Raw genomic sequence first — 14,633 nt, 5'->3', positions numbered from 1 at the left:
CTCCCGCGGTTCCGGGCGCGGTTCCGGGCGGATCGCACAAGACTCGGGTGACGCGGGCGCCGGACGCTGAGCGCTCCGCCGGTGCGACGGGCTCGCCGCGCGCGGCATCCTGGCAGACGGGCACCGCTCGGCCGCGCGACCGCGGCCCCCGCGGAGCCCCACGAACCACCGAACGCGAACAGGAGCGGACATGTCGATCATCCTCGGAGACCACCAGTACGGGAAGGCCGAGAACCGCGTCGTCCGGATCTACCGCGACAGCCCCCGGCACGAGATCCACGACGTGAACGTCTCGACCGCCCTGCGCGGCGACTTCGCGGCCGCGCACCTGACCGGCGACCAGTCCGCGGTCCTCCCCACCGACACCCAGAAGCAGACCGCCTACTCCTTCGCGAAGGAGAAGGGGCTGCGCTCGATCGAGGCGTACGGCCTCGAGCTGGCCCGGCACTTCGTCGACGGCACCGAGACCGTGCACGGCGCGCGGATCGAGATCGAGGAGTTCGCCTGGGAGCGCGTCCTGGTCGACGGCGCCGAGCACGACCACACCTGGGTCCGCAAGGGCCAGGAGGTGCGCACCGCCTCCGTCACCGTCGAGGGCACCGGCGACGCGCAGCAGGTCTGGATCACCGGCGGCTTCAAGGACCTGACGATCCTCAAGTCCACCGGCTCGGAGTTCCACGGCTTCCTCACCGACCCGTACACGGTGCTCCCGCCGACCCGGGACCGCGTGATGGCGACCTCGCTGGTCGCGAAGTGGCGCTTCGCCCTCAGCGACGAGGAGATCGCCGCGAGCGACTGGGAGGCCGTCTACGCCGGAGTGAAGGCGCTGATGATCAGCCGCTTCGCCACCGTGCACTCGCTCGCCCTGCAGCAGACGCTCTTCGAGATGGGCAAGGCGGTGCTGGAGGAGTTCCCGCAGATCGTCGAGGTGCGCCTCTCGGCCCCGAACAAGCACCACTTCCTCTACGACCTCTCGCCCTTCGGCGTCGAGAACGACAACGAGGTCTACCACGCCGCCGACCGGCCCTACGGGCTCATCCAGGCCGCCGTCACCCGCGACGACGCGCCGGACGCCGGGCCCGCCTGGTACGCGTACTCGGGACTGGTGTGAGCGGAGGGTCCGGTCAGGGCGCCGGCCGGCGCGGCGTGCACCGCGGCCACGTCCTGCACGTGGCCGGCCGGCCCACCGTCGAGACGGCCGCGGACGCGCTGGTGTCGATCCCGGACGGCGCGCTCGTCGTCGGCGACACCGGGACGATCCTCTGGGTCGGACCGCACGCCGCACTCCCCCGCGACTACGCGGACTGGCCGGTCACCGGCGACGCGGGCGCGTTCCTCCTGCCGGGCTTCGTCGACACGCACCTGCACTTCCCGCAGACGTACTCGACCGACGCGTTCGGCGGCGGGCAGCTGCTCGAGTGGCTCGACACCGCGATCTTCCCGGCGGAGTCGCGGCTGGCCGACGAGGAGTTCGCCGGCCGCATCGCGCGGGCCTTCACCCGGCGACGGGTGAGCGCCGGGACGACCGCGGCGATGGTCTTCGGCTCGGCGTTCCCGCACGCGCAGGACGCGCTGTTCGAGCGGAGTGTCGAGGCGGGGCTGCGCACGGTGTCCGGTCGCGGACTGCAGACGGTCGGGCCGCCGTCGGCCGCGGCGCTGCTGACCGGCGAGGACGAGGCGCTCGCGCTCGTCGCCGAGGAGATCGACCGCTGGCACGCGGTCGACACCGGTGACCCCTCGACGGCGCTGCAGCAGGTCGCGATCGTCCCCCGCTTCTCGCTGTCGGTGAGCCCGACGACGCTCGCCGGGCTCGGCGAGCTCTACGACGGCGTCCGCGACCGCGGCGTGTACGTGCACAGCCACCTCAACGAGAACGACCGGCCGGGCGACGGCGAGATAGCGGCGGTCCTCGCGAGCTTCGGCACCCGCAGCTACCTGGACACCTACGACGGGCTGTTCCTGCCCGGCTCGCGGCGCGGCGGGTCCTCGCTGCTCGGCCGGCGGACGATCCTCGCGCACGCCGTGCACTGCCAGGACGCGGAGCTGCACCGGATGGCCGCGACCGGCACCTCGATCGCGCACTGCCCGACCTCGCAGCAGTTCCTCGGCTCGGGGACGATGCCGTGGCGGCGCACCGCTGCGGCGGGCGTGACGATCGCGCTCGGCAGCGACATCGGCGCCGGCGACGAGTGGCTGCTCGCGCGGGTGGCGAACGACGCCTTCAAGGTGCACCTGTCGGAGGAGGGCGACGCGTCGATCGCGCTGCACCCGGCCCAGCTGCTCTTCACCGCGACGCTGGCCGGTGCGCGGGCGCTGGACATGGAGGAGCGCTTCGGCAACTTCGACCTCGGCAAGGACGCGGACTTCCTCCGCATCGAGCCCCACCGCTGGGAGCCGCTCGCGGAGGTCCTCGCCCTCGGCGTCCGCGCCGACGATCCGGAGGAGGCGACGGCCCAGCTGCTGTTCGCCCTGCTCCTGGGCCTGCGCGAGCCCGCCATCGCGGCGGTCCACGTGCAGGGCCGCCGCGTCGTCGCTCCGGCGGAGTGACGGGCCGTCGTCCCCGTCCACGCGGTCTCCGCTCGAGTCGTGATCCCGATGATCCTGTCCCCGGGCGGAGCAGCGCGCTAGCGTCGGGCCATGACCCGTCGACTCGCCCCGGTTCTCGCCTCCGCGCTGCTGGGCCTCGTGCTCGCCGGCTGCGCGTCGTCTCCGACACCGGCGTCGACGCCCGACGCGAGCGCCGCGCCCAGCGCCGGTGACCTGGTCGCGGCAGCCGTCGACGTCCGATTCACCGGCGACGCGATGCGCCTCTGCCCGTTCGACGGCGATCCCGGCTTCACCATGGGACCGTCCCCGTGCGAGGACGGGCTCTCCCTCACCGGGATCGCACCCGACGACCTCCGCTCGCAGAGCGCGGCGCAGGGGTTCCGGCCGCGGACCGAGGACGGCGTCGAGACGATCCCCGCCTACGTGGTCGGACGCCTCTCGGGACGCTCCTTCGACTTCGTCAGCGCCGACGGCGAGCGGTACGTCCCCGTGGGCAGCAGCACGCCGACCGCCGCGCCGACGCCGGCTCCGAGCTTCGCGACGGACGAGGAGAAGATCGCCTACTCCGACGCCCAGCCCGTCCCGCAGCCCGAGGGCTGCACCGCTCCGGCGGGCGGCTGGCGGTCGATGGCGGCGCTCGGGCTGCACGAGGCCGCCGCCTACCAGCAGGCGCACCCGCGCGCCGTGCTCGGCAACGCGCAGACGTTCGTCGACCACAGCACGCAGATCGCACTGCTGTCCGTCGCGGCGGACGCCGACCCCGCGGTCGTCGCGGCGGATCTCGCCACGGCCTACCCGGGCGCACTCTGCGTCCTGCAGACGGACATCACCGCCGACGACCTGGACCGCGCCCAGGTCGACCCGGTCCTCGCCGCAGCCGAGACCGTCCTGTCCTCGAGCCTCTGGCAGCCGAGCGAGACGAGCGGCGACGATCCCGACCCGGTCTTCACGGTCCGGATGACCGTCCTCACCGACGAGGCGATCGAACGCGCGGCCGAGTACCCGGACGGACTCGTCGAGCTGCAGGCCTGGTTCGAACCCGTCGTCGACCGCGACGCCTCCTGAGCAGGCCGGCTCAGCCGCAGCGCCTATACGTCGAGGACCCCCCGAGGGCGAGCCTCCATGCTGGTCGAGTAGCCCCGCCAGGGGCGTATCGAGACCCACGCGTGCAAACGCAGCGGATCTCGATACGCGCGCTGCGCGCGCTACTCGATCAGCAAGAAAGAGTGCACCCAGCAAGAAAGAGTGCACCGACGTCCGGATCCTCGCCCCTTTCATGCTGGTCGAGTAGCCCCGCCAGGGGCGTATCGAGACCCACGCGTGCAGACGCCGGCGGATCTCGATACGCGCGCTTCGCGCCCTACTCGATCAGCATGAGCAGGGACGCTCAGCGCAGCCGCAGCGCCAGGAAGAGGTCGGCGCGGTCCGACGTGTTCGAGAGGTCGCGCTGGGTCAGCTCCTCCACGCGGGCGATGCGGTAGCGGACCGTGTTGAGGTGCAGGTGCGTCTGCTCGGCCGCGCGCACCCAGGAGCCGCCGCAGTCGAGGAACGCCGAGAGCGTCGCCACCAGCTGCGAGTTGTAGCGCGCGTCGTGCTCGAGCAGCCGGCCGAGCACCAGCTCGACGAACACCGCGCGCAGGTGGTCGGGCACCGTGCTCAGCAGCTGCACGGCCGAGGTCACCTCGCCCGCCGTCCCGATCCGCACCGGCGACGCGTCGCCCGGCGCCGACGGCAGCCGCAGCGCGTACCGCGCCGACCGCAGCGCCCCACCGAGCGCGGCCAGCGGACTCGGCGCGCTCACTCCGACCCGCAGCACCGCTCCGTCGAGCGCCGCACCGGCCCGGCGCAGCGCCGCGGTCACGACGGCCAGGGCTTCGTCGTCCGCCACTGGGACCAGCGCCACCGCGCCGTCGGCATCGCGCCCCACCACGGCCCGGCCCAGGTGCGCCACCGCGTCCGTGATCACGGCTCGCGCGAGCTCGCCGTCGCCGTCCGCCGCCGCCGCCAGCACCGCGAAGCGCTCGACGCCGCCGAGGCCCAGCTGGCGGAGGTAGACCGCCGTCTCGGGCTGCTCGCTGTCCTCCTCGATCAGCTCGAGCAGCCGGTCGGCGAGCGCCGCGTCGGCGAGCAGGGCCGCTTCGCGCTGCAGCCGGTAGAGCCCGATGACGCCGGTCAGCTCGGTGATCGCGTCGAGCAGCGAGGGGTGCCACTCGTTCCAGTCACCGGCGACGACGACGAACCACGAGGCGGCGCGGTGCTCCTCCGCTCCCGCGACGGCGAGGATCGACAGCACTCCTCCGTGCGCGTCCGGCACCGTCACCGGGGTGCGGCGCGTGGTCAGCGCGGCGTGCACGACGCGGTCGACCTCGTCGCTGCTCAGCGGGTCCGCGGTCGCGGCGGCCGAGCGCCCGGTCGCGGTCAGCACCCGCACCGGCCGCCCGAGCTCGGTCGAGGTGCGGGCGATCAGCTCGTCGAGCAGCTGCCCGCGGTAGACCTCGGTCAGCAGCTGCCGCTGGCGCGCGAGCCCGGCGGTCAGCCGCGCGACCCGATCGCCCGCCAGCGCATTGGAGAGGTGCGCGGTGATCGAGGCGAAGGACACGTCGGCCGGCACGGCGAACAGCGCGACCCCGTGCGCGCGGCAGGCGGCGACAAGGTCGTCGGGCACGAAGCCCAGGAGCCCCTCGCCGGCCAGCAGCGCGACGGCGCCGGAGGAGGCGACCGCGGCCACGAAGGTCTCGCTGTCCTCGGCCGTGCGCCGCCACATCATGCCGGTGAGCACGAGCTGGTCGCGCGCGAGGTAGCGGCGCGGGTCGAGCAGATCGGTGGTGAAGGTCCAGTTCACCTCGCGCGCGAGCGCCTCCTCGGTGGTGTGCACGGCGCGGATCCGCAGCGTCGGTGCGTCGAGGAGCTCCCGGAGCTGCACGCTCAGCTCCCCCGGTAGGTCGAGTAGGCGAACGGGCTGAGCAGCAGCGGGATGTGGAAGTGCGCGGCCGTGTCCTCGAGGTGGAACGCGACGACGACCTCGGGGTAGAACGACTCGGTGCCCGAGCGCTCGAAGTACGCGGCGGTGTCGAAGACGACGCGGTAGATCCCCGCGGGCAGCTCGGCAGGTCCGAACTCGGCCACGCGGCCGTCGGCGTCCGTCCGCGCGCTCGCGACCGGCTCCCAGCCGGATCCTCGTCGCGCCTGGAGCGCGACCGGCACGTCCTGCGCCGGCCGGCCGAGCACGGCGTCGAGCACGTGCGTCGTGACGTGACTGCGGTGCGCGCTCATCGACCCGCCTCCACGACGGCGCCGGTCTCCGGGCCGAGCGCCCGCACCCGCAGCACCGTGATCTCGCGCAGCTGGTCGGCGACGATCCCGCGCTCGGTCTCCTCGTCGAGGGCGAGCCGGCGCTCCAGCTCGGCGACGATCTCCGATCGGTCGCGTCCGGCTGCGCGGATGAGGAACACCCGCCCGAACCGCTCCTCGTAGGCCCGGTTGCCGGCCAGCAGCCGCTCGGCCAGCGCCTCATCCGGCGAGAGGCTCGACGCCTGCTCGGCGGCGGAGAAGTCGGAGGAGCGTCCGGTCCCCGCGTGCTTCTCGCCGATCCGGGGGTGGTCGGCCAGCGCCGCCTCCACCTCGTCGGCGGTCAGCGTGCGCGCGCTCGCGTCGGCCGCGTCGGAGAGAGCCTCGGTCGAGGCGTAGGGCGCGCCCGCGGCGACCTCGTCGGCCCAGCGCGGGACGGCGAGGCACGCCAGCAGCGCGTCGCGGAGGGTGGTGGGGTCGGTCATGCGGTCTCCTCGTCGGGCCGGGCGTGCGGCACGATGGTCGGATGGACGTGGTGGGGGTGGTGCTCGCCGCGGGCGCCGGCCGCCGGGCGGGCGGACCGAAGGCGCTGCGGGTCGATGCGGAGGGCGTGAGCTGGGTCGAGCGTGCGGTGGCGCGCCTCGGGGCCGCGGGCTGCGGGAGCGTGCTCGTGGTGCTCGGCGCCGGGGCCGAGGAGGCGCGGCCCCTGGTCCCGGAGCGCGCCGGCGTCGTCGTCGCGGAGGACTGGGCCGAGGGGCTGTCGGCCTCCCTGCGCACCGGGCTGCGGGCCGCGCACGGCGACGCCGCCCTGGTGACGCTCGTCGATCTGCCGGACGAACCCGCCGCGGTCGGCGAGCGCGTCCTCCGGGACTCCCCCGTCGGTCCGGCGGTGCTCGCGCGGGCGACCTACCGCGGTCGCCCCGGTCATCCGGTGCTGCTGGGCAGCGCGCACTGGCGGCCGCTCGCGGCAACGCTCACCGGCGACTCCGGCGCCCGCGACTACCTCGCGCGGCACGGCGCCGTCGCGTTGGAGTGCGGCGATCTCTTCTCGGGAGCCGACCGCGACGGACCCGGCTGACGCGGTCATCCGAGCCCGCTCTCGTCGAGCGCGTCGCGCAGGGCGCGCCAAGCGAGCGTGGCGCAGACCGAGCGCACCGGGTTCGCGGCGACCAGCAGCAGCGCCGCCTCGTCGCCGAGCGGCCCGTCCGCGACCGATTCCGCCCCGCGTCCGGACACCGCGTCGTGCGCCGCCATCGCGTCGAGGAAGGCGGTGACGCGCCCGCGGACCGTCACCGCGTCGAGCCCGTCGAGCTCGTCCGCGAGCAGCGACGCGGAGCCCTGCGACACCTCGCAGCCGCGCCCGCTCCAGCTGATCGCCAGCGCCGCCGCATCTCCAGAGACCCGGACCTCGATCCGGTCGCCGCAGGTCGGGGTGAGCAGCTCGGCGCGGCCGAGCACCTCCGCCGGCATCGCGTCGTCGCGCCCGACCGGATGCCGCGCGTGCGCCCGGATCAGCTCGGCCGCCTCGGCGCTCACGGCCGCTCCTCGAGCTCCGCCAGCTCGGCGTAGAGCGTGCTGATGCCCGCTATCCGCTCGCGCGACTCCCGCGGCACTGCGCCGAGCACCCCGGCGGCCAGCACGGCGACCGCGCTCATCGCCGCTGCGTAGCTGTCGAAGGCCGCCTCGCTGTCGACGGGGCACTCCAGCCAGACGGCGCAGCGATCCGCGAAGCGCCGTGCGTGAGCGTCGGCGAGCAGCACGACGGGCACCCCGTGCGCGGCCAGCACCTCGACGACGGCCGCGAAGGAGGCGGGCCGCCGCCGGAAGCCGACCAGCACCACCGCGTCCTCCGCGCCGAGCCCGGCGATCTCCTCGCCGAGCGACTGCCCGGGCTGCGGCGCGATCCGCACCCGGGCGCGCGCCTGGGCGAGCTGCTGGCGCAGGTGCAGCGCGACCGGGTAGCTGTTGCGCAGGCCGATCACGACGACCTCGCGGGCGCCCGAGAGCAGTCGGACGGACTCCTCGAGCCGCCCGTCGGCGAAGGTCGTGGCGAGGCGGCGGAGGTTCGCGTGCTCGCTCTCGAGGTGCGCGGCCAGCGCGTCGGCGGGGGCACCGGCCGAGGCCGGGCCGACCGGCACCCCGGAGCTGCGCAGCGCGCGGGCGTGCTCGCGCACCTCCTGCGAGTTGGAGAAGCCCAGCCGGCGGAAGAGCCGCGAGACCGTGGCCTTCGAGACTCCGCTGTGCTGCGCGAGCTCGGTGGCGGTGTAGCTGGCGAGGTCGCCGAGGTGGTCGAGGATGAAGTCGGCCGCGCGCTGCTCCTGCCGCGAGAGCGAGGCGTAGCCCGCGTCGATCCGGTGTCCGATGCTCGGTGCGGAGGCGTCGGTGCGGTGCTCGGCGATCGGCGCCGAGGCGGTCACACCCGTCCTGCCCGCGCCTCGGCGAACGCGTGCACCGCCGCCTCGAAGGCGTCCAGCGCGGTCGCGACATCGGCCTCGGTCACGTTCTCCTCGGGGTGGTGGCTGACGCCGCCCTCGCAGCGGACGAAGAGCATCGCGTACTCGGTGAGGTCGGCGATCGCCATCGCGTCGTGCCCGGCCTTGGAGAACAGCACCATCGGCTCCGCGTCGCCGGTCGCGCGGATTCCGGTGCGGACGACGTCCTGCAGCCAGTCGGCCGCGACGACGGCGGGCGCTCCGTGCGTCTCCTCGACGGTCAGCGCGAGTCGGCGGCGGCGGGCCGTCTCCGACATCGCGTGCTCGATCCCGTCCCAGACGGTGTCGCGGACGTCGTCGAACTCGGCCCGCAGATCGAGCGAGAACTCGACCCGGCCCGGGATGACGTTGACCGCGCCGGGGAACGCCTCGAGGCGACCGACGGTGGCGATCGCCCCGTGCTCGCGGGCGATGCGCTCGACGGCGAGCACGGCCTCGGCGGCCCCGGTCAGCGCGTCGCGGCGGCGGTCGAACGGCACGCCGCCCGCGTGCCCGGCCTTGCCGGTGAGGGTCAGCGCGAAGCGGCGGGCCCCGGCGATGGAGGAGACGACGCCGAGGGCGCGGTCCGCCTCCTCCAGGTACGGGCCCTGCTCGATGTGCGTCTCGAGGTAGGCGAGGACGTCGGCCGCGTCGCGCGCCGCGGTCGAGATGCGCGAGGGGTCGAGACCGAACTCGTGGAACGCCTCGACGAGGGTCGTGCCGTGCGCGTCCTCCAGCTCCCACCAGTGCTCGTCCCAGGTGCCGGCGACCGCGCGGGAGCCGAGCAGGGCCGTGCCGAAGCGGGTGCCCTCCTCGTCGCCGAACGCGACGACCTCGACGGCGAACGGCAGGCGCGTGCCCGCGGCGTTCAGCCGGGAGACGACGGCGATCGCGAGCATCACGCCGAGGATCCCGTCGTAGCGCCCCGCATCGGGCACGGTGTCCAGGTGCGAACCGAGCAGCAGCGCGGGCAGCCCGGGCGTCGCGCCCTCGTAGCGGCCGCACTGGTTGCCGGCCGCGTCCTGCCAGGTGCGCATGCCGGCGTCCTCCATCCAGCGCGCGGCCATCGCGTTGACGCGGGCGTGCTCGGGAGAGAGGTAGACGCGCTCGATCGCACCGCGGGTGCTCGACACCGCGGCGAGCTCGTCGCAGCGCGCCATGATCGCGGCGGCGTCGACGACGCTCACGCCGCGCCTCCCCGTGCCGAGTCGTAGACGCCGTACGCGCCCGCGACGCCGCCGCCCGGAGCGACGGTCGCGCCCGCGCGCCGCAGGACCGCCTCGAGCGCGGCGAGAGTGGTCAGCACCGTGTCCTGGCGGGCGTTGTAGCCCATGGTGCCGATCCGCCAGACCTTGCCGTGCAGCGGCCCGAAGGAGGTGCCGATCTCGATGCCGAAGTCCTCCAGCATCGCGCCGCGCACCGCATCGCCGTTCACGCCGTCCGGGATGTGCACCGCGACGACGTTGTTCATCTTGTGCGCGAGGTCGCCGAACACGCGGAGGCCGAGCCCCTGGACGCCGGCGAGCATCGCCGCACCGTGCAGCTCGTGCCGCGCGATGGTGGTGTCGAGGCCCTCCTCGACGATCAGCCGGGCGCACTCGCGCGCGCCGTAGAGCATCGTCGTGGCCTCGGTGTGGTGGTTGAGCCGGCGCGGGCCCCAGTAGTCGAAGACCATGCCGAGGTCGAAGTAGTTGGAGCGGACCGGGTGCGCGCTGACCGCGTCGCCCTCGTCGCGGATCCCGGCCTCGATGCTCTTGCGCGCCTCGATCACGGCGACGGCGCGCTCGGAGAAGGTGACGGGAGCGGAGCCGGAGGGCCCGCCGAGGCACTTCTGCAGGCCGGCCGAGACGGCGTCGAGGCCGAGCTCGTCGGCGCCGAACGCGTTGCCCGCGAGCGACGCGGTGACGTCGGTGTAGAACAGCACGCCGTGATTCTCGCAGACCGCGCCGAGCTCCTCGAGCGGCTGCGCCATCGTCGTCGAGGTGTCGCCGTGCACGACCGCGAGCACCTTCGGGCGCACGCGCTCGATCGCCTCGGTGATGACCGAGACCGGGAACACCTGGCCCCACTCCGCCTCGATCACGTGCACCTCGGCGCCGCAGCGCTCGGCGATCTCGCGGAGGAGATGTCCGAAGCGGCCGAAGACGGGCACGAGCACTCTGTCGCCCGGCTCGAGCATCGAGACGAGCGCGGCCTCGATGCCGGCGCGGCTGGTGCCGTCGACCAGCATCGTCTTCTCGTTCGAGGTGGCGAAGACGCGGCGGTAGAGCTCCTGCGTCTCGTTCATCATCGAGGTCATGAACGGGTCGTACTGGCCCACCAGCTGCGCGGACATCGCGCGGAGCACGCGCGGGTCGGCGTTGATCGGGCCGGGGCCCATCAGCAGCCGGGGCGGCGGGTCGATGGGGAGGAACGTCGAGATCGCGGGCGCGGTCGGAATGGGAGCCACCTTCTTCGCAGTCGGACGTGCAGAAACACCTGTTTCAGGTTCCGACCTTACTGCAACACACGTTTCGCCCATGTTTCGGCGTCGGTAGGTCTCGATACGGCGCCTGCGGCGCCTACTCGACCAGCATGAGCTGCCCTTCATGCTGGTCGAGTAGCCCGCATCGCGGGCGTATCGAGACCCGCCTACCTCGAGAGTCCCGCCGCCAGCTCCAGCAGCGCCCGATCCGCCCCGCGCGGACCGACCAGGCACAGCCCCACCGGTCGCCCGCCGACGCTCAGCCGCGGCGCCGACAGCGCCGGATACCCGCCGATCCCCGCGAGACAGGTCAACCCGAGAGTCGCCGTCCGAGCCGCATCGATCACCTCGGCCGACGCGTCGAGCGCCGGCGCGACCGACGACGCCGACGGCAGCAGCAGCACCCGTCCGCCGAGCGCCTCGTCGAGCCGCTCGCGGAACACCGCGACCCGCTCCCGCGCCGCCGCCTCGGTCTCCGCGTCGATCCGCGCCGCCGCATCGAACCGCGCCTGCACGTCCGGCGCCAGCACGCCCGGGTGCGCGGTGACCCAGGCACCGTCCGACGCCCACGCCTCCGCCGCCTGCACGAGCCGGAACGCCTCGAACATCTCCGCCAGCGGCGGCAGCTCGATCCGCTCGGCCCCGAGCCCGTCGACCACCGCCGAGAACGCGGCCGCGACCGGCGCGTCGACCCGCTCGAGCAGCGCGTCGCAGACGACGAACCCATCCGCGGGCGACTCCGCGGGCCCGGTCAGCGCGACCGCGGCGACCTTCCGCAGCGTCCCGAGATCCCGCGCCAGCCACCCCACCGTGTCGAAGCTCGGCGCGAGCGGCAGCAGCCCCTCGACCGGCACCGCTCCGTGCGTCGTCCGCAGCCCCCAGAGCCCCTGGTACGACGCGGGCACGCGGATCGACCCCGCCGTGTCCGTCGCGAGCCCGACCGCCGCCTGCCCGAGCGACACCGCGGTCGCGGGTCCGCTCGAGGAGCCACCGGGGATCGCCCCCGGCACCGCCGGGTTCGGCGGCGTCCCGTAGCCGGAGTTCCGGCCCGCGATGCTGTACGCGAACTCGTCGGTCTGCGCGATCCCGCGCACCGACGCTCCCGCGGCCAGCAGCATCGCGACAGCGGGCGCGGTCGACCGCTCCACGGAGGCCTCCGTCAGGCGCACGGGGATCCCCGCGCCGATCCGCTGCCCCTCGATCGCGAACAGGTCCTTCACCGCCACGTCCAGCCCGTCGAGCGGCCCCGACGCGGAGGCGGGCACGAGCGGCGCCCCGACCGCCCGCCACACCCGCGCATCGAGCGCCGGCGCGGGCGCCTGCACCTGCGCGGCGCGCACCCGCCAGGTTCCGGAGTCACGTGTCCACAGCTGCGTCACCAGCCCGCGCCCGCCACGGGCCGGCAGGTTCACCGTCACGACCAGCGCGTCGTCCGCCCCGAGGGCCCGCACGTGCAGCTCGGCGAGCGCCCGCGGAGGCGTCCCACCGCGCCGCCCGCGGAACCCCGTGATCGCCTCGTGCCCCACGAGCAGCCCGGAGGCGTCGCCGCGCAGCGTCGTCGGCTCGCGGACGAAGGCGTCGGCGAGCGCCGGCACGTCGTCGGCCGCCAGCGCGGCCTCGTAGGCGAGCACCGCGTCGACGAGCCCGTCGGGCAGCTCGCCTTCCAGCGTCGTGACGCGCGGATCAGGGCCGTGCTGCTCAGTCATCGAAGTCCGCCGTCCGCACGCGGGCGTGCACGCCCTTCACCAGGTCGACGACCTGCGAGATGTTGAAGTCCGTCGCGGCACTGAGGTACGCGTAGGCGAGACTCGCGTCCATCCCGTAGCGGGCCTGGAGCAGCGCGATCGCCGCGCGCACGCAGTTCTGCACCGCGACGTCGAGGTCCTCGTCCATCCCGGTCGGCACCAGGAACTCGGCCGTCTCGCCGAGCGGCCCGGCGATCTCGCCGAACGCGGCGAGCGCCTCCGCCCGCGGGATCACCTCGAAGCGCACCCGCACCCGCAGGCTCGCCTCCATCGCGGTCAGCGCGACCTCGCCGTCGCCCTGCGCGAAGTGCGGGTCCCCGACGTAGGCGAGGGCCTCCGGCACCTGCACCGGCAGATAGACGCTCGTGCCCGCCGTCAGCAGCGAGATGTCGATGTTGCCGCCGTGCGCACCCGGGGGCACCGAGTGCGGCCGCTCGTCGCCCGCCACCGCGACGCCCATGATCCCGAGGAACGGGTGCAGCTCGAACCGCGCCGAGCGCTCACCGCCCGGAGTCAGCGGCAGCACGCCCCGGCGAATGCCGTCGGCGCCCTCCTCCACCCGAGCGAAGGCGCTGAACGGGCCGGCAGCGAGCGGGTACTCCCCCGGCAGCGCGCCGCGCCCGTGCCGGTTCGAGATCACGCCGTACGGGACGCGCGGCTCGGCCTCGAGCAGCGTCATCCGGAGCAGATCGCCGGGCTGCGCGCCGCGCACCGCGATCGGACCGGTCACCACGTGCGGCCCGTCGACGGCGGTGTCGCGGAAGGGCCCGGCCGCGGCGAGCTCGGTCGCGTCGCGCAGCACCCCCTCGGGAGCCACACCGTGCGCCCCGAAGAACGCGACGGGATCCCGCCCCTGATCCTCCAGGACCCCCTCGTGGCTCAGCGTGTCGATGACGACCTCCGCACCGGAGTCCACGGTGAGCACCGCCCGGTCGCTCCCGCAGGGCAGCCGCCCCCACAGCACCGATCCCGGACCGGCCGGCAGGTACTCGACCCCCTCCGGAAGTCCCTCCCCGGGCTGCACCGCCCGCACCGCCGACTGCTCCTGCGCAGGCCGCTCCTGCGCGTCCCGCCTCTGCACGTCCTGCACGATGGCCGCCTCTCCGCGCGGGCCCGCCCCGCACTCCGTCCGACAGTAGCGGCGCCGTGTTGCGCCCTCGTGTCCCGGCCGCCCGCCGCATCCATGGCAGTATCGGCCCCGCACCACCCTCGCTCCCTCCCGCGAGATGCCACTTGTGCACGCGACACGCCGACGGAGGCGCTCACAAGTGGCATCTCACGGTGCCCGCCCACCCCTCCGACGACAGGACCCCCGTGTTCCGACGCCTGCGCACGCGCACCGACAACGTCCACCTCGGCCTCATGCTCGCCCTGACCTTCTCGACCGGCATCATCGACGCCGTCGGCTACCTCGGCCTCGACCGGGTCTTCACCGGCAACATGACCGGCAACGTGGTCATCCTCGGCATGGCGCTCGCCGGCGCCGACGACCTCCCGATCGTCGGCCCGATCATCGCCCTCGCCGGCTTCATGCTCGGCGCCGCGATCGGCGGCCGCGTCCTGCGCCCGGTGAAGGCCGGCTGGACCACCCGCTCCTCCTGGCTCTTCACCGTCGTCGGCCTGCTGATGGCCGTGCTCGCCGTCGTCCTCGGCGTCGTCCCCGAGCACCCCGAGCCCCTGGCCCTGACCGTCACCGGCGTGCTGGGCCTCGCGATGGGCCTCCAGGCCGCGACCGCCCGCCACATCGCGGTCAAGGACGTCACCACGGTCGTCGTCACCTCGACCATCACCGGCCTCGCCGCCGACTCCCGCCTCGGTGGCGGCAAGGGCCAGCCCTGGTTCCGCCGCGCGACCGCCGTCGTCCTGATCGCCGCCGGCGCCGGAGTCGGCGCCCTGGCACTCAACGTCGGCCTCTGGCTCGGCCTCGCCATCGCCGCCGCGATCACCCTGATCGCCTCGCTCCTCGGCCACCTCATCGCCCACGTGAAGCACGCGACCCCCGCGGAGGAGAAGGCCGCGGCCTGACCCGGCTCCGCCGCGTCAGGCCGCGGCCTGACCTCGCCGGGTCCTGCCTTCCTTTCCCCAGTTATGCATACGTTCCTTTGCACACCACAGCGT

At 74.4% G+C, this 14,633-nt stretch carries 14 protein-coding genes; 5 read left to right on the top strand and 9 right to left on the bottom strand.

The genetic code is table 11. From position 1 onward, the window contains the following. Positions 1 to 190 precede the first annotated feature (190 nt). The 3 genes from pucL to C1I64_RS04425 all read left to right on the top strand — a co-directional run bounded on the left by pucL (position 191) and on the right by C1I64_RS04425 (position 3,612). Positions 191 to 1,111 (top strand): factor-independent urate hydroxylase, encoded by a 921-nt coding sequence (pucL, locus tag C1I64_RS04435; protein WP_127886323.1) that lies wholly within the window; start codon positions 191 to 193, stop codon positions 1,109 to 1,111. Continuing rightward, entirely contained in the window at positions 1,108 to 2,547 is a 1,440-nt protein-coding gene (locus tag C1I64_RS04430) for an amidohydrolase family protein (protein ID WP_208645083.1), read from the top strand. The genes pucL and C1I64_RS04430 overlap by 4 nt, the downstream gene beginning before the upstream one ends. 90 nt (positions 2,548 to 2,637) lie before the next feature. Continuing rightward, positions 2,638 to 3,612, top strand: coding sequence for a hypothetical protein (locus tag C1I64_RS04425; RefSeq protein ID WP_127886322.1), 975 nt, complete (start codon positions 2,638 to 2,640; stop codon positions 3,610 to 3,612). A 322-nt stretch (positions 3,613 to 3,934) separates the two neighbouring features. Here C1I64_RS04425 and C1I64_RS04420 read toward each other — a convergent pair whose 3' ends face one another. From C1I64_RS04420 to uraD, 3 genes are read right to left on the bottom strand one after another with little or no spacing between them, the layout of a single operon-like run. Further along, positions 3,935 to 5,470 carry a helix-turn-helix domain-containing protein gene (locus C1I64_RS04420; protein ID WP_164874438.1) on the bottom strand — a complete coding sequence of 512 codons (1,536 nt, stop codon included), beginning with the start codon at positions 5,468 to 5,470 and terminating at the stop codon, positions 3,935 to 3,937. A 2-nt stretch (positions 5,471 to 5,472) separates the two neighbouring features. Continuing rightward, a complete protein-coding gene (gene uraH / locus C1I64_RS19970; RefSeq protein WP_164874437.1) occupies positions 5,473 to 5,820 on the bottom strand; it encodes a hydroxyisourate hydrolase in 348 nt (115 codons plus the stop codon). Then, the gene (uraD, locus tag C1I64_RS04415; protein ID WP_127886320.1) at positions 5,817 to 6,320 is read right to left on the bottom strand and encodes a 2-oxo-4-hydroxy-4-carboxy-5-ureidoimidazoline decarboxylase; all 504 of its coding nucleotides are present in this window, start codon (positions 6,318 to 6,320) and stop codon (positions 5,817 to 5,819) included. The genes uraH and uraD overlap by 4 nt, the downstream gene beginning before the upstream one ends. A 41-nt stretch (positions 6,321 to 6,361) precedes the next feature. Between uraD and C1I64_RS04410 the strand changes: the two genes are divergently transcribed. Next, positions 6,362 to 6,913, top strand: a complete 552-nt coding sequence (locus C1I64_RS04410; protein WP_127886319.1) for a nucleotidyltransferase family protein — start codon at positions 6,362 to 6,364, stop codon at positions 6,911 to 6,913. A 5-nt stretch (positions 6,914 to 6,918) separates the two neighbouring features. Here the strand turns inward: C1I64_RS04410 and C1I64_RS19965 are convergent, their stop codons facing one another. From C1I64_RS19965 to C1I64_RS04385, 6 genes are all read right to left on the bottom strand, one after another. Next, positions 6,919 to 7,371 carry an iron-sulfur cluster assembly scaffold protein gene (locus C1I64_RS19965; protein WP_164874436.1) on the bottom strand — a complete coding sequence of 151 codons (453 nt, stop codon included), beginning with the start codon at positions 7,369 to 7,371 and terminating at the stop codon, positions 6,919 to 6,921. Beyond that, positions 7,368 to 8,252 (bottom strand): MurR/RpiR family transcriptional regulator, encoded by an 885-nt coding sequence (locus C1I64_RS04405; protein ID WP_243586622.1) that lies wholly within the window; start codon positions 8,250 to 8,252, stop codon positions 7,368 to 7,370. The genes C1I64_RS19965 and C1I64_RS04405 overlap by 4 nt, the downstream gene beginning before the upstream one ends. After that, positions 8,249 to 9,493, bottom strand: coding sequence for an allantoate amidohydrolase (locus C1I64_RS04400; RefSeq protein WP_243586621.1), 1,245 nt, complete (start codon positions 9,491 to 9,493; stop codon positions 8,249 to 8,251). Before C1I64_RS04400 ends, C1I64_RS04405 begins: the two co-directional genes overlap by 4 nt. Next, the gene (locus C1I64_RS04395) at positions 9,490 to 10,686 is read right to left on the bottom strand and encodes a pyridoxal-phosphate-dependent aminotransferase family protein (protein WP_127888454.1); all 1,197 of its coding nucleotides are present in this window, start codon (positions 10,684 to 10,686) and stop codon (positions 9,490 to 9,492) included. Before C1I64_RS04395 ends, C1I64_RS04400 begins: the two co-directional genes overlap by 4 nt. 251 nt (positions 10,687 to 10,937) lie before the next feature. Next, positions 10,938 to 12,476 carry an AtzH-like domain-containing protein gene (locus tag C1I64_RS04390; protein WP_127886318.1) on the bottom strand — a complete coding sequence of 513 codons (1,539 nt, stop codon included), beginning with the start codon at positions 12,474 to 12,476 and terminating at the stop codon, positions 10,938 to 10,940. Beyond that, on the bottom strand, positions 12,469 to 13,596 hold the full coding sequence (locus tag C1I64_RS04385; protein WP_167492510.1) for an acetamidase/formamidase family protein: 1,128 nt from the start codon (positions 13,594 to 13,596) through the stop codon (positions 12,469 to 12,471). Before C1I64_RS04385 ends, C1I64_RS04390 begins: the two co-directional genes overlap by 8 nt. A gap of 233 nt (positions 13,597 to 13,829) precedes the next feature. On the opposite strand from C1I64_RS04385, the gene C1I64_RS04380 reads away from it, so the two are divergent. After that, positions 13,830 to 14,540: a YoaK family protein gene (locus C1I64_RS04380; protein ID WP_311316352.1), complete on the top strand. Its 711-nt coding sequence runs from the start codon at positions 13,830 to 13,832 to the stop codon at positions 14,538 to 14,540. Positions 14,541 to 14,633: the final 93 nt, after the last annotated feature.

This window comes from Rathayibacter festucae DSM 15932 (assembly GCF_004011135.1).
GTDB classification, from domain to species: Bacteria; Actinomycetota; Actinomycetes; order Actinomycetales; family Microbacteriaceae; genus Rathayibacter; species Rathayibacter festucae.
Note: the sequence above shows the minus strand (reverse complement) of the source record. Positions and strands in the feature narration are given on the sequence as shown.